A 24,266-nucleotide genomic window follows, 5' to 3' on the forward strand; every position below is an offset into this window, starting at 1 on the left:
CCATGACCGGACCCCTGGACGACGTCGTCGTCGTGGACCTCTCCCGGGCCCTCGCCGGGCCGCACGCGACCATGATGCTCGGCGACCTGGGCGCGCGGGTGGTCAAGGTGGAGGTGCCCGGCCGGGGCGACGACACGCGTGGCTGGGGCCCGCCGTTTGTCGGCGAGGAGGGCGCCCGCGAGTCGACGTACTTCCTGTCCGCGAACCGCAACAAGGAGTCGATAGCGCTCGACCTCAAGGCCGACGCCGACCGGGCGACCCTGCTCGGCCTCGTCGACCGTGCCGACGTGCTCGTGGAAAACTTCCGGCCAGGCGTCCTGGACCGGCTCGGGCTGGGCGTCGAGACGCTGCTGGAGCGCAACCCGCGCCTGGTGGTGCTCTCGATCACCGGGTTCGGGCACGACGGTCCGGAGGGCGGCCGTGCCGGGTACGACCAGATCGCCCAGGGCGAGGCCGGCCTGATGTCCCTGACCGGCTCCGGACCGGACGACCCGCAGCGGGTGGGCGTACCGATCGGCGACCTGCTCGCCGGGATCTACGGCGCGTACGGCGTGCTGGCGGCGCTGCACGAGCGGCACCGGACCGGCGCCGGCCAGGTGGTGCGCACGTCGCTGCTGGCCGCCGTCACCGGGGTGCATGCCTTCCAGGGCACGCGGTGGACGGTCGCCGGGGAGGTGGGGCGCGCGCAGGGCAACCACCACCCTTCGATCGCGCCGTACGGCCTGTTCCGCTGCCGTGACGGCGCCGTCCAGATAGCCGTCGGGTCCGAGGCGCTGTGGCGGCGGTTCTGCCTCGCCTTCGGGCTCGACGCCGACGCGGAGGGCATGCGGAGCAACCCCGAGCGGGTGGCCCGCCGCGACCAGGTGATCAAGGTGGTCGAGGACGCGTTCGAGCCCTACGACGCCGACGCGCTGCTGACGCGGCTCGCCGACGCCGGGATCCCGGCGGGCCGGGTGCGTACGCTCGACGAGGTGTACGCATGGGAGCAGACCGCGAGCCAGGGGCTGCTCGTGGACGTGGAGCACACGAGCCTCGGCACCCTGACCCTGCCGGGCCCGCCGCTGCGGTTCTTCGACGCCGACGGCGCCGAGGTCACGCGGCGCGAGCACCGCGCACCGCCGGTGCTGGACGAGCACGCGGCCCGGATCCGGGCCTGGCTCGACGCGGCGGCGCGGCCGGGCGCGCCGGGGCTCGACGCCGCCGGGCCGTCGGCGTCCGCGCCGACGGCGTCCGCCCCGGGACCGGAGGCCGGCGCGTGACCCGCCGCTGGACGGCGCGCGAGCTGCTCGACCTGGTGCTCGACGCCGACAGCTTCGAGTCCTGGGACGAGCCGGTCGACACCTCCGGGCACACCGCCGGGTACCGCGCGGTGCTGGCGGCCGCCACCGAGAAGGCCGGCACCGACGAGTCCGTGCTCACCGGGCGCGGGCACGTCCGTGGGCGGCCCGTGGTGGTCGTCGTCAACGAGTTCCGGTTCCTCGGGGGCTCCATCGGCCGGGCCGCCGCGCGGCGGATCACCACCGCCGTCCGGCGTGCGACGGCGGAGCGACTGCCCCTGCTGGCCACGACGGCGTCGGGCGGCACGCGCATGCAGGAGGGCACCCCCGCGTTCCTCCGGATGGTCGAGATCTCGCGTGCCGTCATGGCGCACCGCGACGCCGGTCTGCCCTACCTGGCCTACCTGCGGCACCCCACGACCGGCGGGGTCTACGCGTCCTGGGGCTCGCTCGCCCACCTCACCGTCGCCGAGCCGGGCGCCCTCATCGGGTTCCTGGGCCCGCGGGTGGTCGAGGCCCTGACGGGCGAGGCTCTGCCCGACGGCGTGCAGTCCGCCGAGAACCTCGCCGCCAAGGGCGTGCTCGACGGCGTCGTCACGCCCGAGAGCCTGCCCGCGCTGGTCGAACGGGCGCTCGCGGTGCTGGTCGACCCGCCGTCGTCGTCCACGCTGCCACGCCGGACGGGCGAGCCGTCCGGGACGACGTCCGCGTGGGACTCCGTGCTGCGCACCCGCGCCGAGGGCCGGGTGGGCGTGCGGGACCTGCTGCGCCACGGCGCGTCGGGGACCGTGCGGCTGTCCGGCACGGAGGAGGGCGAGCGGGACGAGTCGATGCTGGTCGCGCTCACACGCCTGGACGGCCGGCCGTGCCTGGTCGTCGGGCAGGACCGGACCCGGCAGACCGAGAGCGCCCCGATGGGCCCGGCCGCGCTGCGCGTGGCCCGGCGCGCGATGGGGCTGGCCGAGGAGCTGCGACTGCCGCTGGTCGCCGTGATCGACACCCCGGGGGCCGAGCTCTCGCAGGCCGCCGAGGAAGGCGCGCTCGCCGGCGAGATCGCGCGCTGCATGGCCGCGCTCACCCGGATGACCGTGCCCACGCTGTCGGTCATCCTGGGCCAGGGCTGCGGCGGCGGGGCGCTCGCGCTGCTGCCCGCGCAGGCGGTGATCGCGGCCGAGCACGCCTGGCTGTCGCCGCTGCCGCCCGAGGGGGCGAGCGTCATCGTGCACGGGGACACCGCGCACGCGGCCGAGATGGCCGAGGCCCAGCACGTGCGGGCGGTCGACCTGCTCGCCGAGGGCGCGGTGCAGCGGGTGGTCCCGGAGCACGACGACGACACGGTGCGAGACGTCGCCGTCGCCGTGGCGGCGGAGTGCGCGGCCGTGCTGGCCGACCTGGCCCGGGCCTAGCGCTTCTGCAGGGCCTTGCGGACCTGCTGGACCAGGGCGAACACGAGCAGCGCCGCGAACGCGATCGAGGCCACGTTGTCGGGCAGGACCACCGACAGGCTCGCGCCGCCGAACGAGAACGCGGACGCCACCAGGCCGATGACCGCCGCCGTCTTCAGGTGCACCAGGCCGTTGCGGGCGTTGACCCAGGTGCCCGACACGGCCGTGGGGATCATCGCGACCAGCGAGGTGCCCTTGGCGAGCGCGGGGGCGAAGTCGAACAGGGCGGACAGCCCCGGCACGGCGATCTGGCCGCCGCCGATCCCGAGCAGGCCCGACGCGATGCCCATGACGAGGCCGAGCCCGACCATGCCGGCGCCGTCGATCAGGCTGGGGATGCCCTGCGCGGTGTCGACCAGCGGCGGGTCGGCGAACGCGTCGAGCAGGGACCGCACGATGCCCGCCACGAGCACGCCGACGAACAGCCAGCGCAGGAGGGTCTCCGGCACGCGCGCGAGCAGCCGGGCGCCGTACGCGGCGCCGACCACGGAACCCACCACGAGCAGCGCGGCCGAGATCAGGTCGACCGCCTGGTGGGTCAGGTACGGGATGGAGCCGACGATCGCCGCCGGCAGGATCGCCGCGAGCGAGTAGGCGCTGGCCCGGCGCTGCGTGAGGCCGCCGAGCGAGGTGAGGAGCGGGACCATCACGATGCCGCCGCCCAGACCGAACAGCCCGGAGAACGACCCGCCGACGATCCCCACGAGGACGGCGCGGGGTGGGGTCAGGGAGTCGTCAGTCTGCTCGGTCACCCCGTGATGATCTCAGGTGTGCGGCGATGGTCCGCGCACCGTCCAGGGACCCGGTGCTCGTGGTGTCGATCTCCAGGTCGTACCGGACACCCCGGTGGACGACGTCGGCCTGCTGCGCGGCCATGCCCGCGATGCGGTCGCCCCGGGCGGCCTCGCGCCGTGCGGCGACCGCCGGGTCGCACCGCACACCCACCCAGAGCGTCGGCACGTCGCCCAGCGCGTCGAGCCAGCGGCGCTGGGACCCGGCGCCGCCGAGGAACACGTCGTCGACCACGAGGCGCGCGCCGGCGCGGGCCATGGCGACGAGCCCGGTGATCCAGGCGTCCTGCAGCGCCATGAAGTCCCGCCCGACGGCGACGCCGCCGTCGTCGGCGAACCCGATGCCGTCGCCGCCGGTCGTCAGCCGGGCCGGCATCGCGTCGACGAGGGTGTCGATGCTGAGCGAGAGCCAGGGCTCGGGCAGCACGGCCTGGAGCTCGCGGGCGATCGCCGACTTGCCCGAGCTGGATCCGCCGTTGAGGACGATGACCTGGGTGCTCATGCGGTCACCGTACGAGCGTCGGTGAGGCGCGCTACAGTGATTATCAAGTTGAGCGGAATAGACTCAACTTTGAGACGGTTTCATCTGGGCGGAACTGAGCCCACTTTCACCAGCCCCGGGAGGCTTCATGGACACCAAGTTCACGACCATGTCGCAGCAGGCGATCGGCGACGCCATCCAGTCGGCGTCGGCCGCCGGCAACCCGCAGCTCGAGCCGGTCCACCTGCTCGCCTCGCTGCTCCAGCAGGAGCGCGGCGTGGCCGTGGGCCTGCTCGACGCGGTCGGGGCGAACGCGCAGGCCATCGGCCAGCAGGTGCGCGCGGCCCTCGTCGCGCTGCCCCAGGCCAGCGGGTCCAGCACGGCCCAGCCGAGTGCGAGCCGCGCCCTGGCGACGGTGCTCGACCTCGCGGGCAAGGAGGCCCAGGGGCTGGGCGACGAGTACGTCTCCACCGAGCACCTGCTCATCGCGCTCGCGGCCGGGCAGTCGTCCGCGGCGCAGATCCTGTCCGACGCCGGGGCGACCGCCGACGCGCTGCGCGCGGCCCTGCCCGCCGTCCGCGGTTCCGGCCGGGTCACGAGCCCCAACCCGGAGGGCACCTACAAGGCGCTGGAGCAGTACGGCACGGACCTCACGCAGCAGGCCCGCGACGGCAAGCTGGACCCGGTGATCGGCCGCGACTCGGAGATCCGCCGCGTGATCCAGGTGCTGAGCCGCCGCACCAAGAACAACCCCGTGCTCATCGGCGAGCCCGGCGTCGGCAAGACCGCCGTCGTCGAGGGGCTGGCCCAGCGCGTCGTGGCCGGCGACGTGCCCGAGTCCCTCAAGGGCAAGCGGCTGATCGCCCTCGACCTGGCCTCGATGGTGGCCGGCGCCAAGTACCGCGGCGAGTTCGAGGAGCGCCTCAAGGCGGTCCTGGAGGAGATCACGGCGTCGGACGGCGAGGTGGTCACCTTCATCGACGAGCTGCACACCGTGGTCGGCGCGGGCGCCGGCGGCGACGGCGCGATGGACGCCGGCAACATGCTCAAGCCCATGCTGGCCCGCGGCGAGCTCCGCATGGTCGGCGCCACCACGCTCGACGAGTACCGCGAGCACATCGAGAAGGACCCCGCGCTGGAGCGCCGGTTCCAGCAGGTCTTCGTGGGCGAGCCGTCGGTCGAGGACACCGTGGCGATCCTGCGCGGGCTCAAGGAGCGGTACGAGGCGCACCACAAGGTGACGATCGCCGACTCGGCGCTCGTGGCCGCCGCGTCGCTCTCCGACCGGTACATCTCCGGCCGGCAGCTCCCCGACAAGGCGATCGACCTGGTCGACGAGGCCGCGTCCCGCCTGCGCATGGAGCTCGACTCCTCGCCGATCGAGATCGACGAGCTGCAGCGCGCCGTCACGCGCCTCGAGATGGAGGAGGTCGTGCTCTCCGAGTCGGCCGACGCCGCATCCAAGGACCGGCTCGAACGGCTCCGGGCCGACCTCGCCGACCGCCGCGAGGCGCTGGCCGCGCTCACCGCGCGCTGGGAGTCCGAGAAGGCCGGGCACAACCGCGTGGGTGACCTGCGCGCCCACCTGGACGAGCTGCGCACCGACGCCGAGCGCAAGCTCCGCGAGGGCGACCTGGAGGGTGCCGCGCGCATCCAGTACGGCGAGATCCCCGTGGTCGAGAAGGAGCTCGTCGCGGCCGAGGAGGAAGAGGCCGGTTCGGAGGACGAGCCGGACGGCCTCGGCCCCGAGAACGCCGAGCCGCCGATGATCGCCGACAAGGTGGGCGCCGACGAGATCGCCGAGGTGGTCGCCGCCTGGACCGGCATCCCCGCCGGGCGGCTGCTCCAGGGCGAGTCGGAGAAGCTCCTGCACATGGAGGACGTGCTCGGGGAGCGCCTGATCGGCCAGCGGACCGCGGTCGCCGCGGTGTCCGACGCCGTGCGGCGCACCCGGGCCGGCGTCTCCGACCCGGACCGGCCCACCGGCTCGTTCCTGTTCCTCGGCCCCACGGGCGTGGGCAAGACCGAGCTCGCCAAGTCGCTGGCGGACTTCCTGTTCGACGACGAGCGCGCCATGGTGCGCATCGACATGTCCGAGTACGGGGAGAAGCACTCCGTGGCCCGGCTCGTCGGCGCCCCTCCGGGCTACGTCGGGTACGAGGAGGGCGGCCAGCTCACCGAGGCCGTGCGGCGCAGGCCGTACTCGGTGGTGCTGCTGGACGAGGTGGAGAAGGCGCACCCCGAGGTCTTCGACATCCTGCTCCAGGTGCTCGACGACGGCCGTCTCACCGACGGCCAGGGCCGCACCGTGGACTTCCGCAACACCATCCTGGTGCTGACCTCGAACCTCGGCTCGCAGTTCCTCGTGGAACCGATGCTGTCGGACGAGGAGCGGCGGGAGTCCGTCATGACCGCCGTCCGCGCGGCGTTCAAGCCGGAGTTCCTCAACCGGCTGGACGACGTGGTCATCTTCGACGCGCTGTCGCTGGACGAGCTCGGGCGCATCGTCGACCTGCAGGTCGGGGCCTTCGCGAAGCGGCTCGGCGACCGGCGCATCACGCTCGAGGTGACCGCGGCGGCCCGCGAGTGGCTCGCCCTGGAGGGCTTCGACCCGGCCTACGGCGCCCGGCCGCTGCGCCGCCTCGTGCAGCGCGAGATCGGCGACCGCCTGGCGCGGCTGCTGCTCGCGGGCGAGGTGTCCGACGGCGACACGGTGGTCGTGGACCGTGCCGACGGGGAGGGGCTCGCCCTCGAACGGCGGGTGCTCACCGCATAGCCGGAACGGCGGGTGCGCACCGCGGAGCCGGAGTGGCGGGCGCGCACCGCGGAGCCGGAGTGGCGGGCGCGCACCGCGGAGCGGGCGCACCCGGATGTGACGGTGTTGTGAAGGTGGCCCCCCGATCGCCCAGAACCGGAAATCCCGCACGTCCCTCTGTATGTGCGGGGTGAATCCGTGCGCGGCCGGCCGCGCACGGCTCCGCACGGTCAGGGCGCGCGGGGGGCGAGCCGACGGGAGCCAACACGAGAGGCAGACGGTCGAGGAGGCCCGGTGCTGCGGTTCCACTTCACCTCGGATGACCTGGCCCGGGTCCGGATCGCACCGGGCCCGGACCCCATGTGGGAGACGCTGCTCAGCGCCCACGTGGTGAACCAGCGCGGAGGGACGACGCTGTTCGACCCCTGGCGGGAGCGCGTGCTGTCCGGAATGCCGCCCGCGGCTCGGATGCTGCTGCGTCTCGCGCCGCCGCGCGGGTACTCGCCGGACTTCCTCACGCCCGCCACCGGGGCGGATCCGCTCCCGCCCGGCGCCGACGCGTTCGAGACCGGCCTCGACGCGGTGCTGTCCACGCCGCGCGACCAGCTCCGGCGCGACATCTCCCGGCTGGCGCGCGGGCGCAGGCCGCACCTCTGGATGCGGGACCTCGCCGACGGGTCGGCACCCGCCGTGCGCGGGCTCGGCGTGGCGATGCGCTCGTACCACGAGCAGGCGGTCGGGCCGTACTGGAGCGGCATCCTCGCCGCCGTCGACGTCGACCGCGCGGCGCGCACCCGCGCCTGGGTGGAGGGCGGCACCGAGCACGCGCTGCGCACCCTGCACCCCGCGATCCGGTGGGAGCACCCCGTGCTCTCCGTGACCACCGCGGCCGAGCGGGACGTGCACCTGGCGGGCCGCGGGCTGCTCATCGTGCCGTCGTACTTCTGCCACCGGGCCCCGATCTCGCTGGCCGACCCCGAGCTCCCGCCGCTGCTGATCTACCCCATCACCCACGAGCAGGTCTGGACCGGCACCCGGCCCGCGGCGCGGGCCGACGGCGGCCGGCAGCTCACCGCGCTGCTCGGGCGCACCCGGGCCGCGGTGCTCCGCGCGCTCGGCACGGGGGCGACGACCAGCGAGCTCGCGCAGCGCCTGGCGATCTCTCCGGCGTCGGCCTCGGAGCACACCACCGTGCTGCGCAACGCCGGGCTCGTCTCCAGCGGACGCGAGCGCAACACGGTGCTCCACGCGCTGACCCCGCTGGGCCGCACGCTGCTGGACGGCGGCGGTGGCCGGGTGCCGACGGCGTCGACCGCTACTGCAGCAGATCCTGCGTGATCGGCTCCGCGGTGGTCGCCAGGCACAGGCCGACCCGGTCGCCGTCGGCCCACGAGTCCTCGCTGGGGCCCCAGACCACGTAGCTCACCGAGTCCGCGACCGGGCTCGTGCGGGCGTTCGGGCCGAGCTGCTTGGTGCCGCAGACCTGCGCGATGCGCGTGTCGACGGCGTCGCGGCCCGGCCAGACGGCGGCGTCGGCGAAGTCGGTGCGGCCCACCACCTGGGCCGCGTGGGAGGCGTCGCACGGGACCGCGAGCACCTCCGAGATCTCGCCGTCCGGCGGCACGCTCTCGACGCAGGAGCCGAGCACGAGCTGGAGCGGGTGCACCTCCTGGGGCTCCGCGATCATCGCCTCGATGGGCTCCCACTGCTGCCTGCCGACCATGTTCACGATCAGGGCGATCACCACGACGACCGCCACCACGGCCAGCGTCGCCCCGGCGATCAGGGCGTACCGCCGCCGCTTCGCGGACTCGTCGGCCTCGGTGGGCGGGCGCCACCCCGCGTAGGACGCCTCGGGCGCGTAGTCGTGGACGGCCGGGAACGAGTGCGGCGAGCCCCCGGGCGTCACCGGGAACGGCGACGGCGGCTGCTGCGGTGCCGACGGGGCCTGCGGCGACCCGCCCTGCGGCTGCTGCTGCGGCGCCGCGGGCGTCGGGAACGGGCTCGGCGGCGTGGTGGCCGGCGGGGTGCGGGTCGCGGGGGAGGCGAAGAGCTCCGACGCGGCGGCGAAGTCGTCCTCCGTCGCCGGGGTGCTCGCCCCGGTCTCCTCCGCGTCCGGGTCGTCCTCCGCCGAAGAGGGCTCGACCGGGGCGGGCCCGGCCGCCTGTGTGGTCGCCCGGGCCACGGGTGCGCTCGCGGCCGGGGCGTCCGCGGGCGAGCCGGCAGACGCCTGCGCGTCCGGGCTCTGCGTGCCGGCGTCGTCCCCGGACGTCTCGTCCTCGGCCGTGACGGTGCGGGGTCCGAGCGCCTTCTTGTGCGCCGCGGCGATCGCCGCGAAGGAGAGGGCCTTGAAGTCGAACGTCTCGTCGACGACCGGGGCGTCGCCCGACGGCTTCGTGGCGTCCGCGGCCTGGGCGCCGGCCTCGTCCTCGGTCGAGGTGGCGGTGGCCTCTGCCGCGGTGGCCTCGGCGTGGGGGGCCGCCTCGGGCTCCGCTTCCTCGGGCTCCGGTGCCGCCTCCGATCCCACCGCGTCGTCGGGCTCCGGTGCCGCCTCGGGCGTCGACGCCGACGCCGAGGTCGTGGGCTGTGCTGCCGGGCGTGCGGCGGCCGGGACGACCCGGATCTCCTCGGTGGGTGCCTCGTACCGCCGTGCGCGGTCCGCCGCCGCGGGGGTCGGCTCGGGTGCGGGCTCCGCGGGCGGCACGTCCTCGGGCTCCGGCACCGTGGCGGGTGCGGGCGCGGCGGTGGCCTCTGGCTCAGCCGGGCTCTCGGCCGAGCTCGCCGCGGCCGGGCCGTCGTCGGCGACCGTGTCGTTCCCCGGCTCGGCGTCCGGGGCCGAGTCCGTCGACCTGTCCGCGGTGGTGTCCGCGGCGGCGTCGTCCGCGCCCGGTGCCGCCGCGGCGTCCTCGCCCACGCGCTCGTCGCCCGCGGCGTCCGCGGACTCCTCGTCCTTGCCCTCCGCGGGCGTGGCTTCCGCGGGCCCGGGTTCCGCGGCCTCCGGAGCGTCGCCGGACGGTTCCGCGGCCTCCGCGTCACCCTCGCCGTCGTCCTTGCCGCCGAGGCCGTCGGGCGCGCGGTCCGGCTCCGACTCGACCGAGGACGCCTTCGCGGCAGGATCCGAAACGGGGATCTCGGCGACTTCAGTGGCGGCCGGGGTCTGGTCGGGCGTCGACGTCATGCAGGTTAACTTACCGACATTCTGTAACGACCCCGCTACCGGAACGGCAACCGTTTCGAGCGCACTCGATTTAGGGACAATTTCACCCGATGATTTCCCCATCGGGAGTGGAACCTGCGCACATCACAGCCGTCGCAGGACGGATCAATCGGTCAGGTCGACAATCACCGGGACGTGGTCCGACGCGCCCTTCCCCTTGCGCTCGTCGCGGTCGATCGCGGCGCCGGCCGCGCGTCCCGCGAGCGCGGGCGAGGCCCAGCAGAAGTCGATCCGCAGCCCCTTGTTCCGCGGGAACGCGAGCTGCTGGTAGTCCCAGTAGGTGTAGGTGTGCTCCTCCGGGAGGAACTTGCGGGTCAGCTCGGTGTACCCGGCGTCGCCGAAGGCCTCGAACGCGGCCCGCTCCGGCGGGGACACGTGGGTCTTGCCGGCGAAGTCGGCGGCGTCGTAGACGTCGGTGTCGAGCGGGATCACGTTCCAGTCCCCCGTGAGCGCGACGGCGTCGCCGGCGTCCGCCCAGGTCTTCGCCGCGGTCCGCAGGGACTCCAGCCAGGCCAGCTTGTAGGCGTAGTGCGGGTCGTCGAGCGCGCGGCCGTGCGGCACGTACAGGCTCCACACGCGGACGCCGCCGCAGGTCGCGCCGATCGCCCGCGCCTCGACCGGCGGGGCGACGTCGAGCAGGGCGTCGGGGCCGTCGTCGGCGATCGCCTTCGCGAAGCCGGGCTGCCCCGGGAACTGGGTGGCGACGTCGTCCAGGCCGACGCGCGACGCGATGGCCACGCCGTTCCACTGTGACAGCCCGAAGTGCGCCACCTCGTACCCGGCGGCCTCGAACGCCGCGGTGGGGAACTGGTCGTCCCGGCACTTGGTCTCCTGGATCGCCAGGACGTCGGCCTGCGACCGGTCGAGAAAGGCGAGCGCACGGTCGAGCCGCGTGCGGATGGAGTTGACGTTCCAGGTGACGACGCGCACGCCGACAGCCTACGTGCGGCGGTGTCCGTGTGAGGTCCGGTAGCCGGGCGTCGCTGTGATTCCGGCCGCACTTCTCGGACCCTGATTTTCGAGCCGTTTCACCCCGACTACGCTGGCCGTGTGCAGATCCTCACCGGGCGTCGTGCCCTGGGCGCCGTCGTCGTCCTCACGTCAGCGGCCCTGCTCACGGCGTGCTCCGCCGGGAGCTCGTCCGGCGAGGCCCCGGGAGAGGGGCGTACCGACGCCGTCGTCGGGCTGACCGGGGAGCCGACCAACCTCGACTTCACGACGACGTCCGGCTCGGCGATACCCCAGCTCCTGATGAACAACGTGTACGAGGGTCTGGTGACCATCGACCAGGAGGGCGAGGTGCAGCCGCAGCTCGCCGAGTCCTGGGAGATCAACGGCGACCGCACGGTCTACACCTTCACGCTGCACGACGGCGTGACGTTCTCCGACGGCTCCGCCTTCACCGCGGACGACGTGGTGTCGTCGATCGGGCGGGTCCAGGACGACTGGACGCTGAGCCTCAAGGCCAAGATGGACGTGGTCGAGAGCGTCGAGGCGGTCAGCGACACCGAGGTCGCCGTGACGCTGGCGCACCCGAGCAACGCCTGGCTGTTCGACATGGGCACCTCCGTGGGCGCCATGTTCCCGGACGACCTGTCCGTCGACCTGGCCACCGAGGCGGTCGGCACCGGGCCCTACACGGTCGAGGAGGTCGCGACCGGCGAGCACGTCACGCTCGCCGCCCGCGACGACTACTGGGGCGAGGCGCCCGCGCTCACCGAGGTCACCGTGCGGTACTTCGCCGACGCGAACGCGCAGGCCAACGCCGTCCGGGCCGGCGACGTCGACATGGCCTACAACATGCAGGCCCCGGACCTGATCTCCGGTCTGGAGCAGGACGAGGACCTCCAGGTGATCGACGGCACCTCGACGGGCGAGGTGCTGCTCTCGCTGAACAACGCCCGGCCGCCCTTCGACGACCTGAACGTGCGCCGCGCGGTCATGTACGCGATCGACCGCCAGGCCGTCCTCGACACGGCGTGGGCCGGGCACGGGCAGCTCATCGGCTCGATGGTGCCGCCCACCGACCCCTACTACCAGGACCTCACGGACTCCTACCCGTACGACCCGGACCGGGCGCGGGAGCTGCTGGCCGAGGCCGGCGCCGAGAACCTGAGCATCACGTTCGACGTCCCGACCCGCCCCTACGCGGAGGCCGTCGCCCAGGTGGTCGTCTCGCAGCTCAAGGACGTCGGCATCGACGCGAAGATCGTCCCGGCCGAGTTCCCCGCCGTCTGGCTCGACAAGGTGTTCACCGAGCACGACTACGAGATGTCCGTGATCCTCCACACCGAGGCCCGGGACATGCTCACGATCTTCGGCGACCCCGACTACTACATCGGCTACGACAACCCGCGGCTCGCCCAGGTGGCCGAGCAGGCCGACGAGGGCAGCCCCGACCAGTACGTCGCGGGCATGCAGGAGGTCGCCCGGATGATCGTGGACGACGCCGCGAGCGACCCCCTGTTCCTCTTCCCCAACACGGTCGTGGCCGACGCCGCCCTCGCGGGCATCGCCGCGAACGCCACCACGGAGTCGATGGACCTGACCGGCCTGCGCTGGTCGGACAGCTGATCCGGCCCGCCGCCGGACAACGCCGTGGCCAGACACCTCGCCTCGCACGTCGCCCAGCTCGCCGCCACGCTGCTCGTGGCGACGGCGGCGATCTTCCTGCTGCTGCGGGTGCTGCCCGGCGACCCCGCCGTCGTCGCGCTCGGGATCGAGGCGTCCCCGGAGGCGCTCGCGGCCTGGCGCGCCGAGCACGGCACGGACGGTCCGCTGGTCGCCCAGTACCTGCACTGGGTGGGCGGGCTGCTCACCGGTGACCTCGGCACGAGCTACGTCACGTCGCAGGAGCTGACGCCGCTGGTCGCGGACCGGGTGCAGGTCACGGGCATCCTGGTGCTGCTCGGCATGCTGATCGCCCTGGTGGTGGCGGTGCCGCTGGGCACGCTGGCCGCCGTCTGGCACCGGAACGCGGGCGGCGTGACGCTGTCCGCGGTGAGCCAGGTCGGAGTGGCCGTACCGAACTTCCTGGTGGGCGTGCTGCTGGTGTCCCTGTTCGCGGTCCGGCTGGGCTGGCTGCCCTCGGGCGGCTGGACGGCGCCCGTCGACGGGCTCGGGGAGTTCTGGCGGCACGTGCTGCTGCCCGCGGTCGCGCTGGGCTCCGTGCAGGCCGCGATCATCACGCGGTACGTGCGCAGCGCCGTGCTGGAGATCATGCGCGAGGACTTCCTGCGCACCGCCCGCGCCAAGGGGCTCACCTTCACGGGTGCGCTGGTGCGGCACGGGCTGCGGAACGCGGGTGTGCCGATCGTGACGGTCGTCGGGGTGCAGATCGCGTCCATGCTCATCGGTGCGGTGGTGATCGAGCGGGTCTTCGCCGTGCCCGGTCTCGGCAGCCTCCTGCTGGACTCGGTGGGCAACCGCGACCTGCTCGCCGTGCAGTCCGTCGTGGCGGTGCTCGTGGTGCTGGTGGTGCTGCTGAACTTCCTGGTCGACCTGGCCTACACCCTGCTGGACCCGCGGCTGCGGAGGGCGGCATGAGCGGCGGGCGCCGTCGGGGTCCGGCCCGACGTCGCGGCCGGGTGCACCCCCAGCTCGTCCTCGGCGCCGTGCTGGTCGGGCTCGTGCTGGTCACGGCGCTCGTGTCGCTGGTCTGGACCCCCTACGACCCGGAGCACGCCGGTGCGGAGCGGCTGCTGCCGCCGGGCGCCGAGCACTGGTTCGGCACGGACCGGTTCGGTCGCGACGTGTTCTCGCAGGTCATGGCCGGTGCGCAGATCACGCTGCTGGTGGGGCTCGTCGCGGTCGGGATCGCAGCGGTGGTCGGTGTGCCGCTCGGCGTGCTCGCGGGGATGCTCCAGGGGTCGGGCCGTGGGCGGCCCGCCGCGGTGCTCATGCGGGGCAGCGACATCCTGCTCGCGTTCCCGGGCCTGCTGCTCGCGATCGTGCTGGGCGCCGTCTACGGCGCGGGCACGGTGACGGCGATGGTCGCGCTCGGCATCGGCTCGATCCCGGCCTTCGCGCGCGTGGCCCGCAGCGGCACCCTGCAGGTGATGCGCGCCGACTACGTGCTCGCCGCCCGGGCGGCGAACCGGGGGAACCTCGCGATCGCGGCGCGGCACGTGCTGCCCAACATCGCCGGCACGGTGCTGGTGCAGTGCTCCGTGAACTTCGCGATCGCCGTGCTCGCCGAGGCAGGGCTGTCCTTCCTGGGCCTGGGCACGCCCCCGCCCACGCCGTCGTGGGGCCGCATGCTGCAGGAGTCGCAGCAGTTCCTGGGCGTGGCCGACCACCTGGCGATCGTGCCGGGGGTGGCGATCGCCGTGGCGGTGCTCGGCTTCAACCTCCTGGGCGACGGCCTCCGCGACGTCCTGGACCCGAGGCTGGCGAGCACCGGTCCCGCGGCCGAGCACGTCGCCGTGGACGCCGGAACCGGCGTCCGCCACGAGCCCGACGGCGCGGCTGCGGAACCCGCCCTCGACCTGCGCGGGCTGACCGTCCGCACCCAGAGCGGGCGGGCGCTCCTGTCCGACCTCTCGCTGCGGGTCGCCGCGGGCGAGCGCGTCGGGCTGATCGGCGAGTCCGGGTCGGGCAAGACCATGACGGCGCTCGCGGCGCTGGGCCTGCTGCCCGACGGCGTCTCGGCGACCGGGCACGTCGGCCTCGCCGGGGTGGACGGGAACCTCCTGGACCGGGGCGAGCGCGCGCTGGCGCGGCTCCGCGGCCGGGAGATCTCGATGGTCTTCCAGGAGCCGATGACGGCCCTCAACCCGCTGATGCGCGTGGGCCGCCAGGTCGCGGAGGCGATGACGGTGCACGGGGTCCCGCACGGGACGGCGTCCAGGAGGGCGGCGGACCTGCTGGCCGAGGTGGGCCTGCCCGACGGCGCCGCCCGGCGGTACCCGCACGAGCTGTCCGGCGGGCAGCGCCAGCGGGTGGTGCTGGCGACGGCGCTGGCGAACGACCCGGCGGTGCTCGTGGCGGACGAGCCGACCACGGCCCTCGACGTCACCGTGCAGCGGCAGGTGCTGGACCTCGTGGTGCGCCTGGTCCGTGACCGCGGCGCGGGGCTGCTGTTCATCACGCACGACCTCGCCGTGGTGTCCCAGGTGTGCGAGCGGGTGGTGGTGCTGCTCGACGGCGTCGTGGTCGAGGAGGGCCCGGTCGCCGAGGTGTTCGCGCACCCCCGGCACGAGTACACGAGGCGGCTGCTCGCGGCGTCCGCCCTCGAACCGCTGGCGGTGGAGGCGGCCGGGCCGGGGGCGGACGGGCGGTCGGCCGCGACGGCCGGGCAGTCGCCGTCGGCCCCGGAGCCTCTGATCCGGGTCGAGGACGTGACCCGGACCTACGCGAGTCGCGGCCAGACCGTGCACGCCCTCCGGGGCGTCTCCCTGGAGGTCCGCGAAGGGCAGCGGTTCGGCATCGTGGGCGAGTCCGGGTCGGGCAAGTCGACGCTGCTGCGGATCGTCTCCGGACTGGATCAGGCGACGTCGGGCCGCGTCGCCAGCGCGGGCGTCGACCTGAGCCCGGCGGGCACCGGCCGGGTGGGGACCGCGCCGTCGGGCGGCGCGCGCGGCGTGGGCGGGCCGACGGCGTCGCCCGACCTGGGCGACCTGCGCGCCGCCCTGCAGCTCGTGTTCCAGGACCCGTACGGCTCGCTGGACCCCCGCATGACCGTGGGCGACATCGTGGCGGAGCCGCTGCTGAACCCGGCGAACGTCCGGGACGGCGGCCCCCGGACCGCGGCCGCCCGGCGGGACGCGGTGCGCGAGATGCTGGACGCCGTCGGCCTGCCGCTCGATGCGACCGAGCGGTACCCGCACCAGTTCTCGGGCGGGCAGCGGCAGCGCATCGCGATCGCGCGGGCCCTGGTGTGCCGGCCGCGCATCCTCGTGGCGGACGAGCCGGTCAGCGCGCTCGACGTCTCCGTCCGGAGGCAGGTGCTGGACCTGCTCGTGCGGCTCGCCGACGAGTACGCGCTGACGCTGCTGCTGGTGTCGCACGACCTCGGCGTCGTGCGGCACGTCTGCGACCACGTCGCGGTGATGCACGACGGCCTGATCGTGGAGCAGGGGCCCACCGCCCAGGTCTACGACGACCCGCGGCACGAGTACACGCGGCGCCTGCGCGCGGCGACGCCGCTGCTGCGCTGACCAGCGCTGACCAGCGCTGACACAGGTCGCGCCCGGTTCTCGTCCACCCCAACGATCCCGGCGCACGCGGCGTCTGCCCTCGTGAAGGCGGTGTTCGACCGCCGGCATCCTCACGAAGGAGACAGGCAGATGCGCGCCAGAACGGGTGCAGCGGCAGCGGCGATCGCGGTGGCGGTCGCGCTGGGTACAGGGGTACCGGCGTGGTCGTCCGGAGCGTCCGGGTCCCGCGGGGAGGAAGCCGCTGCGACAGGGACGGCGGGGGCGGGCGCGTCGTCCGCGACCGTCACCCTGATCACGGGGGACCAGGTCGACGTCGGGCGGTACCCCGACGGCAGCAGGTCCGTCACGGTCCGCCCCGCGGCGGGTCGCGAGGGGATCGCCTTCCAGAAACTGGTCCAGGGTGACAGCGTGCAGGTGATCCCCGGTGACGTCGCGCGCCTCGTGCCCGACCGTCTGGACCCTGCGCTCTTCGACGTCACGAGCCTCGTCGCCGCGGGGTACGACGACGAGCACCGGGACACGGTCCCCGTCATCGTGCAGGACGCCGCGGTGGCCGACGCGGCCGCCGCCGCGGACGCGGTCACTACCGCGGGCGGGCCCGGCGCGGCGGCCGTGGCCGGCGCCGCGCGGCACGACGAGCTCGACTGGGCAGCACTCGGCCTCGAACCCGAGCGGAGCCTGCCGTCGGTCGGTGCGGTCTCGGCCGACCTGGACAGGGCCGCGGCCGCCGACCTGCTCGCGACGCTGGACCCGGCCCCGGCGGCCCGCTCGGCCACGCCCGACGTGAAGGTCTGGCTGGACGGGCGCGTCGAGGCGTTCGACACGGACTCGATGCCGCAGATCGGCGCGCCGGCCGCCTGGGACGCCGGGTTCACCGGCGACGGGGTGACCGTCGGGGTGCTCGACTCCGGCATCGACACGACCCACCCCGACCTCGACGACGTGCTGGTCGGCGCACGCGACTTCACCGGCGCTGGCGACACCGAGGACCGGTACGGCCACGGCACGCACGTGGCCTCGATCGCCCTGGGTTCGGGCGACGCGTCGGACGGCGACAACCGCGGCGTGGCCCACGGCGCCGACCTCCTGGTCGGCAAGGTGCTCGACGACTTCGGTGGCGGTGAGGCGTCGTCGATCATCGACGGCATGGAGTGGATCGCCCAGGCCGGTGCCGACGTGGTGAACATGAGCCTCGGCGAGTCCGAGCGCTACACCGACGGCACCGACCCGTTCTCGATGGCCGTCGACACGCTGAGCGCCCGGCACGGGACGCTCTTCGTCGTGGCGGTGGGCAACGAGGGCCTGTACGGCGCCGTGGTCCCGCCCGGGGCCGCGAACTCGGCCCTGACGGTGGGCGCCGTCGACGACGACGACCAGGTCGCGTACTTCTCCAGCCGCGGACCGCGGGCGCGGGACTACGCCGTCAAGCCGGACATCACGGCGCCCGGCGTCGAGATCGTCGCGGCACGGGCCGCCGGCACCAACGAGTGGGAGAGCGACGGCCCGTACACGGCCTGGAGCGGCACCTCCATGGCCGCGCCGCACGTGGCCGGTGCGGCCGCCGTGCTCAAGCAGGCCCGTCCCGAGCTGACGGGGCCGCAGCTCAAGGCCGTTCTCATGGGCTCGGCCCGGCACACCAGCGGCGGTGCGTTCGACGAGGGCGCCGGCCGGGTCTTCGTCCCCTCCGCCCTCGACCTGCCCGTCACGCCGACGCCCGCGTCGCTGTCGTTCGGCGCCTTCGAGTACCCGCAGGAGGGCACCTCGACGCAGACCCTCACGTACGAGAACCCCGGCGACGTCGCGGTCACGCTGGACCTCATGGTCGAGGCGTCGGACCAGGACGGCGAGCCGCTGCCCGCCGGCGCCGTCACGCTCGACGCCGCATCCGTGACAGTGCCCGCCGGGGGTACGGCGACCGTCGAGGTCGGCGTCGACCGCACGGTCGGCGCCGTCGAGCGCCGCTACTCGGGCGCGGTCACGGCCACGGACGCCGAGGGCCGGGAGATCCGGACGCCGCTCGGCTACTACAAGGAGCCCGACCTCGCGGACCTTGACGTCCGGACTCTCGGGCGCGACGGCGAGCCGCACACCGGGTCGTCGAGCGTGCGCATCGTGAATGTGGACGACCCGACGCTGTTCGACGAGCACCGGGAGATCGGCCCGGAGGGCCTGGACCTGCGGGTCCCGCCGGGCCGGTACTCGGTCACGGGCTTTCTGTGGACCACGGACGAGGAGTACGTCGTCTCCGAGGTCTCCGCGGTGCTCCGGCCCGAGGTGACCGTCGCCGACGACACCACGGTCGTGCTCGACGCCCGCGAGGCGCGCGAGCTCACCGTCTCCACCCACCGGCCCGCCGCGGTCCGGTGGATCGCGCTGGACGACACCCGGACCACGGCCGCGGGCGACGACCCGTACGGGTTCGGCACCGTGGTCGGGGGCGACGCGAAGGCGTACGCGACGCCGACGGACGCGCCCGTCACGGTCGGCACGTACGACCTGCAGACCCACTTCGTCCTGGAGCAGCCGGTGGCGCAGGGCCGGGCGCCGTCGTACACCTACGACCTGCTGTACACGCAGGACGTGGTGGACACGTTCCGCTTCCGGGCGACGGCCCGCGACACGGCCGCGGTCACGACCACCTACGCGGCGCTCGGCGCCGACCACCACGCCGAGAGCGCCCGGGTCGGCACCGCGCCGGGTCACCTGTGGGGCTCGGCGGTGGGCAGCCCGGTCACGGTTCCGGGCCGGCGCACCGAGTACCTGAGCACGAACGGCATCGCCTGGGGCCACCAGGTCTACTCGGGCTCGGCGGACGACACGCAGCAGGGATACTTCGACTCCGTGGCACGCACCTACGCGCCGCGTGAAAAGGCCCGGACCACGGTGGGCGGCGCCGTCCTGAGCACGCGCGCGGGAGCCGGCGCGTTCACGGTCGCGGACGACACGCTCGGCGTCCGCCTCGTGCCGTGGAGCGACGCGGAGGGGCACCCGTTCGCAGGCTTCGGCGGGCAGAGCACGCGGCTGCGGGTCTGGCAGGACGGCGAGGCCGTGCTCGACCAGACGCGGCCCACGGCCGAGGTGGCGCTCCCCGCTGACGGCGCAGCCCACCGCGTGGTCCTCGACGCGAGCCAGGAGGCGTCCTGGTGGGAGCGGTCCACGCGGACGAGCACCGAGTGGAGGTTCCACGCGGCGCCGGGCGCCGCCACCGGCCCAGCCGTGCTCGACGTCGGCTACGCCGTCAAGGGTCTGGACCCGCGCAACGCGGCACCCCGCGGCACGCGGGTCACGCTCACGGTCGGGCACCAGGCCGGTGCCCCGGAGGGGCGGTCCGCGAAGAACCGGGTCACGTCCGCCCGCCTGTGGTCGTCCGCGGACGACGGCGCCACCTGGCACGCCGTGTCCCTCACCGGCCAGCGGCGGGGGACGTTCACCGGGACGGTACGGGTACCGCGCGGCACCGAGCACGTGTCTCTCCGGGTCGAGGCGCGGGACGCGTCGGGCGGCACGGTGAAGCAGACGGTGACCCGCGCGTACGCCGTCCGCTGACCCACCGCCCCACCGACGCGCTGTCAGACCCACAGGTCACCTGGGTGACCTGTGGGTCTGACACGTGCGCGGTGCGGTGAGATCGTCAGGGCCTGTTACCCCGGCGCGCGAGCGGACATCTCCACAACGTGACGACCTTACGAAGCCTGCCCGACGGTGATCCCCCGTCGGACGAGGACCGGATCACCGAGCTCTGGCGCGCGTACGCCTGGCGCGTCCAGGCCTACGCCATGCGCCACGTGGAGCCGCACGACGCCCAGGAGGTGGTGTCCGAGACCTTTCTCGTCGCGTGGCGGCGCCTGGCGAGCCTGCCGGGTGACCCGCTGCCCTGGCTGCTGGTCGTGGCACGCAACGTGGTGCGCAACCAGCGCCGCGCGGCCCGACGACGCAGCGCGGCCGAGGGGGAGCTCGTCCGCCTGGCGCGCGTCGCCCGGGCGGCGGAGGACGCCGTGGTGACCGTGAGCCGCCGCGACTCGATGATCGCTGCGCTCCTCCGCCTCGCGCCGAAGGAGCGGGAAGCCCTGCTGCTCACCGGGTGGGACGGGCTCCCGCCGGCCGACGCCGCGCGGGTAGCCGGATGCTCGGTGGCCGCGTTCAAGATGCGGCTGTCGCGGGCGCGCCGCCGCCTCGAGTCCGAGAGCGCGGAGCTGCCGACGTCTGATGCAGGACGCCGGGCACCTGGGGCCGGCCCCGCAGGTGCCGTGGCCGACCCGGCCGTGAGGAGGGCCCGATGAACCGCGCGAGGTACGACGACCTGCTGGAGCTTGCACCGGACGGAGCCGTGGACGACACCGGCCTGGAGGTCGCGCGCGCGGCCTTCGAGCGAGGCCGCCGGCGCGAGCAGGCAGGCGGGATGCTCACCGTGGGCGGCTCGAGACCTCTCGTCGCACCGGATTCGCGCCGCACCTGGGGCGTGGGAAGGGTCCTGGTCCTGCTGACCGCAACCGTGCTGGTGCTCGGGATCGGTGCACTGGGGGCGGTCCTGGTCAAGGACGTGGCGCTGCCGGCGGACGTGGGCCCACAGGTCGTGAAGCCGGACTCCCGGACGGGTCCCACCGTCTCGCCGTCGCCCACGACGGAGGACAGGACCGCGGAGGACGCCGCGGCGGCACAGTGCGACGGCCCGGGCTCCAGCCTCGACGGTTCCCCCGTGATCCCGCCGTCCGAGTGGTCCGGCGTGCTCGACCACGGCTGGATGCTGCCGGACGTCCCGGTGACGGCCGCGCCGAGGCTGCACAGCGCATCGGTGGAGTGCGCGGGGCGCGTCGCCGCCGTGGTGTTCGCCGACGCGGCAGACGGGCGGGCCGTGGCCGTGTACCCGGGCAAGATGGGCGTGGACGTCCCTGTTCCACGCGCATTGCTGGACCAGGCGGAAGTGGAGACACTCCCGTCGGGGGACCACTACGTGCAGTGGATCGACGAGTTCGGAGATCCCTGGACGGCCCAGGCCGGCGGCATCTCGGCCGAGGAGTTTCGGGCGATCCTGGAGTCCCTCACCTACGGCCCGGACGGTTCCGCGACGGGTCCCGTGCCGGACGGGTTCGAGCAGGTCGAGGTACCGGAGGTGGAGCCTGGCACGACGCTGTACCTCTGGCAGATGTGGCACGACGACGTCAACTCGTACCTCTCGGTGACATGGCCGGTCACGACGCCGATCGAGGCCGGCCTCGCCGACGGGCGTGACTACGAGGCGGTCGAGTTCGACGGCGGCGTCGCCCTCTACAGCGGGGGCCTGCCAGGTGTGGGGGCCAACCCGCCGAGCCTCAGGTGGGACAGGAACGGCGCCCGGTTCTGGCTCCTGGACGCCGACGCGGACCTCGACACGCTCAAGGCCCGTGCGCGTTCCGTCCGTCCCCTGGAGCTCGACGACCCACGGCTGGTGCCCTTCTTGCGCCGCTGACCCAGCACTCCGAGGCACGTGTCAGACGTACAGGTCCCTCGGGTGACCTGTACGTCTGACACGTCGCGGTGGATCTGACACGTCCGCGCGTCCCCGGCCCGTGCGCCGGTGTAGCCTCCTGCGCGAGATGAGCGAGCACGTGACCAGCGGCGACGGCGGCCTGCCCGCGCCCGACGACGGCCTCCCCGGCGCCCGGGCGACGCACCACGGCAAGCCGCCGATCCGCCTGATCTACGTGCCGGGGCTCGGCGACCGGATGCCGCCCCTGGTGCACCTCCAGCGCGAGGCGCTGCGCACCTGGCGCGCCCTCGGGGTGCGCACCACGATGTTCCGCGTGCGCTGGTCGTCCGACGCGTCGTTCGAGGAGCGGCTGGACCGGCTCGACGCCCTGGTCGACCAGTTCGAGCAGCGCGGCGAGCGGGTGGCGCTCATGGGCGCATCCGCGGGCGCGGGCGCCGTGCTCGCGGAGTACGCGCGACGCCGCTCGATCGTCGCCGTCGTGATCATCGCCGGGAAGTTCCTCGAACCCGAGGACATCATCAAGCCCGTGCTCGAACGCAACGCGCCGTTCGCGCAGTCGCTGTCGACCGTGCCGAAGCTCCTGGAGGAGCTGGGCCCGGACGACCGGGCCAGGATCCTGAGCCTGCGCTCGGCGCGGGACGGCGTGGTCGACGACGAGGACACCCTGCTCGAGGGTGCCGTGAACGAGACGATGAGCGTGGTGGGCCACGTGATCGCGATCGGGTACGCGCTGATGTTCCGGGCGCGGCGGGTGGTGCGGTTCCTGCGCGAGGTCGTGACGGACTGAGCCGGACCCGTGCCGTTCCGCGGCCCGGGGTGCTACCGTGTCTCACATCGTGAGCACCTTCCTCTGTACCTGCTGTCGCCGCTGAGCGGTCGCCCACCGGGCGACCCCCTGGCGCGTTTCCTCGCGCCGCCGACAGCAGCTCCTGCTCACATCGCATCCCCGTGCACACGCACCGGGCTCCCGCGCTCCTCCGTCCGGAGGCGGCGGAGCACCCGGGCGAGGTCTCGGCGATGCCGGGGCGGCCGCCGTCGGCGCACCCACCCGGCACCATCGAAAGGACCCTCACCATGCCCGGCATCCCCGTACTGGACCTCTCGCTGCTCGACGGCGGCCCCGACGACCAGGCCCGTTTCCGCGACGAGCTGCGGCGCGCCACCCACGAGGTCGGCTTCTTCTCCCTGGTCGGCCACGGCGTCCCGCAGGACCTGATCGACCGTGCGTACGCCACCGCCCGCGAGTTCTTCGCGCTCCCCGAGGAGCAGAAGCGCGCGATCGAGAACGTCCACAGCCCCCACTTCCGCGGCTGGACGCGGATGGGCGGCGAACGCACGCTCGGCCGTGTGGACCAGCGCGAGCAGATCGACATCGGCGCCGAGCGGCCGGCCGTGCCCACGGGCCCCGGCGTCCCCGACTACTGGGCGCTGGAGGGCCCGAACCTGTGGCCCGAGGCTCTCCCGGCCCTGCGCGAGGTCGCCGAGGAGTGGCTGAGCCGGCTCGACGGCGTCGCGACCCGCCTGCTGCGGGCCTGGGCCGAGTCGCTCGGCGCGCCGTCGGACACGTTCGACGCCGTGTTCGAGCGGCCCTCGCCCCACCTGAAGATCGCCCGCTACCCGGGGGTGGAGGCGGCCGCGCCCGCACAGGGCGTCGGCGCGCACAAGGACCTTGGGGTGCTCACGCTCCTCTCCGTCGAGGACGGCAAGGCCGGCCTCCAGGTCGAGAAGGACGGCGAGTGGCTCGACGTCGTCCCGCCCGCCGGGGCGTTCGTCGTGAACATCGGTGAGCTGCTGGAGATCGCGACCGACGGCTACCTCAAGGCGACGCTGCACCGCGTCGTGTCCCCGCCGGCGGGCACCGAGCGCATCTCGATCCCCTACTTCCACGGGCCCGCGCTCGACGCGACGATCCCCGACGTCGAGCTGCCGGAGGCGCTCCGTGCCGCCGCGCCGGGCGTGACGCTGGACCCGGCGAACCCGCTGCACGCGGTGTTCGGCGACAACTGGCTCAAGAGCCGGGTGCGGGCGCACCCGAACGTGGTGGAGGCGCAGCACCCGCACCTGCTCCAGACCGCGTGACGGTCCCGTCCCCCGCACGTGTCAGATCCACAGGTTCCCCGGGTGACCTGTGGATCTGACACGTGGGGCGACAGCGGGGACGGGCTCGGAGTAGCCGGCCTTACGGATGCTTCAGAAACAGTGCGCATCCGGACCCTTGTCCCCGGTATCCCGGCGTCCGCAGACTCTGGCCATGACGATCTCCCAGGACACCTCCGCCGCCGTCGCCCACTTCGCGGGGCGCCTCGCCTTCGAGACCGACGTCAGCGACGTCCATGCGGCACTCGCCGCCAACAGCGCGTTCACGCTGGTCGACGTGCGCTCCCCGACCTCCTGGGACCAGGGCCACATCCCCGGCGCCGTGCACCTGCCCGGCGGCAAGGTACGCCTGCGGGCCGAGCAGACCGTCGACCGGGAGAAGCCCGTGGTCGTGTACTGCTGGGGTCCGGCCTGCAACGGCGCGACCCGGGCCGCCCTGGAGTTCGCGAAGCTCGGCTACGAGGTCAAGGAGATGATCGGCGGGTTCGAGTACTGGGTCCGGGAGGGTTTCGCCTACGAGACGGCGGCCGGCCCGGTGCAGCCGGAGGTGGACCCGCTGACGGCCCCGGTCTGACGCC

The 24,266-nt window shown here is 74.2% G+C and carries 17 protein-coding genes; 13 read left to right on the plus strand and 4 right to left on the minus strand.

From position 1 onward, the window contains the following. The first annotated feature begins 2 nt into the window (after positions 1-2). Together QRN56_RS05800 and QRN56_RS05805 are read left to right on the plus strand one after the other, a co-directional pair. Entirely contained in the window at positions 3-1,259 is a 1,257-nt protein-coding gene (locus tag QRN56_RS05800; protein WP_285101837.1) for a CaiB/BaiF CoA transferase family protein, read from the plus strand. Further along, positions 1,256-2,683 carry a carboxyl transferase domain-containing protein gene (locus QRN56_RS05805; RefSeq protein WP_285101838.1) on the plus strand — a complete coding sequence of 476 codons (1,428 nt, stop codon included), beginning with the start codon at positions 1,256-1,258 and terminating at the stop codon, positions 2,681-2,683. The genes QRN56_RS05800 and QRN56_RS05805 overlap by 4 nt, the downstream gene beginning before the upstream one ends. Here the strand turns inward: QRN56_RS05805 and QRN56_RS05810 are convergent. Both QRN56_RS05810 and cpt read right to left on the minus strand, forming a co-directional pair. Continuing rightward, positions 2,680-3,474 (minus strand): sulfite exporter TauE/SafE family protein, encoded by a 795-nt coding sequence (locus QRN56_RS05810; RefSeq protein WP_285101839.1) that lies wholly within the window; start codon positions 3,472-3,474, stop codon positions 2,680-2,682. The two genes, QRN56_RS05805 and QRN56_RS05810, sit on opposite strands and share 4 nt — an antisense overlap. Beyond that, positions 3,458-4,015 carry a chloramphenicol phosphotransferase CPT gene (cpt, locus tag QRN56_RS05815; protein WP_285101840.1) on the minus strand — a complete coding sequence of 186 codons (558 nt, stop codon included), beginning with the start codon at positions 4,013-4,015 and terminating at the stop codon, positions 3,458-3,460. Before cpt ends, QRN56_RS05810 begins: the two co-directional genes overlap by 17 nt. Before the next feature lie 127 nt (positions 4,016-4,142). Here cpt and clpB point away from each other — a divergent pair, with 127 nt between their 5' ends. Both clpB and QRN56_RS05825 read left to right on the plus strand, forming a co-directional pair. Beyond that, positions 4,143-6,770: an ATP-dependent chaperone ClpB gene (clpB, locus tag QRN56_RS05820; protein WP_285101841.1), complete on the plus strand. Its 2,628-nt coding sequence runs from the start codon at positions 4,143-4,145 to the stop codon at positions 6,768-6,770. Positions 6,771-7,043: 273 nt separating this feature from the next. Continuing rightward, a complete protein-coding gene (locus QRN56_RS05825; RefSeq protein ID WP_285101842.1) occupies positions 7,044-8,087 on the plus strand; it encodes an ArsR/SmtB family transcription factor in 1,044 nt (347 codons plus the stop codon). On the opposite strand, the gene QRN56_RS05830 is transcribed toward QRN56_RS05825, so the two are convergent. Both QRN56_RS05830 and QRN56_RS05835 read right to left on the minus strand, forming a co-directional pair. Then, positions 8,065-9,927, minus strand: coding sequence for a septum formation family protein (locus QRN56_RS05830; RefSeq protein WP_285101843.1), 1,863 nt, complete (start codon positions 9,925-9,927; stop codon positions 8,065-8,067). The genes QRN56_RS05825 and QRN56_RS05830 overlap by 23 nt on opposite strands. Before the next feature lie 144 nt (positions 9,928-10,071). Further along, a complete protein-coding gene (locus tag QRN56_RS05835) occupies positions 10,072-10,896 on the minus strand; it encodes an exodeoxyribonuclease III (RefSeq protein WP_285101844.1) in 825 nt (274 codons plus the stop codon). Between the two features lie 120 nt (positions 10,897-11,016). Between QRN56_RS05835 and QRN56_RS05840 the strand changes: the two genes are divergently transcribed. The 9 genes from QRN56_RS05840 to QRN56_RS05885 all read left to right on the plus strand — a co-directional run bounded on the left by QRN56_RS05840 (position 11,017) and on the right by QRN56_RS05885 (position 24,262). Next, positions 11,017-12,540: an ABC transporter substrate-binding protein gene (locus tag QRN56_RS05840; RefSeq protein ID WP_285101845.1), complete on the plus strand. Its 1,524-nt coding sequence runs from the start codon at positions 11,017-11,019 to the stop codon at positions 12,538-12,540. 24 nt (positions 12,541-12,564) lie between these two features. Then, complete coding sequence (locus QRN56_RS05845) at positions 12,565-13,512, plus strand: ABC transporter permease (RefSeq protein ID WP_285101846.1); 948 nt, start codon at positions 12,565-12,567, stop codon at positions 13,510-13,512. Continuing rightward, positions 13,509-16,124, plus strand: a complete 2,616-nt coding sequence (locus QRN56_RS27625; protein ID WP_350224554.1) for a dipeptide ABC transporter ATP-binding protein — start codon at positions 13,509-13,511, stop codon at positions 16,122-16,124. The genes QRN56_RS05845 and QRN56_RS27625 overlap by 4 nt, the downstream gene beginning before the upstream one ends. A gap of 129 nt (positions 16,125-16,253) precedes the next feature. After that, positions 16,254-19,670 carry a S8 family serine peptidase gene (locus QRN56_RS05860; RefSeq protein ID WP_285101847.1) on the plus strand — a complete coding sequence of 1,139 codons (3,417 nt, stop codon included), beginning with the start codon at positions 16,254-16,256 and terminating at the stop codon, positions 19,668-19,670. Positions 19,671-19,798: 128 nt separating this feature from the next. Further along, positions 19,799-20,404: an RNA polymerase sigma factor gene (locus QRN56_RS05865; protein WP_285101848.1), complete on the plus strand. Its 606-nt coding sequence runs from the start codon at positions 19,799-19,801 to the stop codon at positions 20,402-20,404. After that, positions 20,401-21,570, plus strand: a complete 1,170-nt coding sequence (locus QRN56_RS05870; RefSeq protein ID WP_285101850.1) for a hypothetical protein — start codon at positions 20,401-20,403, stop codon at positions 21,568-21,570. Before QRN56_RS05865 ends, QRN56_RS05870 begins: the two co-directional genes overlap by 4 nt. Positions 21,571-21,697: 127 nt before the next feature. Beyond that, a complete protein-coding gene (locus tag QRN56_RS05875; RefSeq protein WP_285101851.1) occupies positions 21,698-22,378 on the plus strand; it encodes an alpha/beta fold hydrolase in 681 nt (226 codons plus the stop codon). Between the two features lie 287 nt (positions 22,379-22,665). Beyond that, positions 22,666-23,670, plus strand: coding sequence for an isopenicillin N synthase family dioxygenase (locus QRN56_RS05880; RefSeq protein ID WP_285101852.1), 1,005 nt, complete (start codon positions 22,666-22,668; stop codon positions 23,668-23,670). A 172-nt stretch (positions 23,671-23,842) separates the two neighbouring features. Further along, the gene (locus QRN56_RS05885) at positions 23,843-24,262 is read left to right on the plus strand and encodes a rhodanese-like domain-containing protein (RefSeq protein ID WP_285101853.1); all 420 of its coding nucleotides are present in this window, start codon (positions 23,843-23,845) and stop codon (positions 24,260-24,262) included. The last annotated feature ends 4 nt before the right edge of the window (positions 24,263-24,266 follow it).

The sequence above is a fragment of the Promicromonospora sp. MEB111 genome (assembly GCF_030209445.1).
Classification (GTDB): Bacteria; Actinomycetota; Actinomycetes; order Actinomycetales; family Cellulomonadaceae; genus Promicromonospora.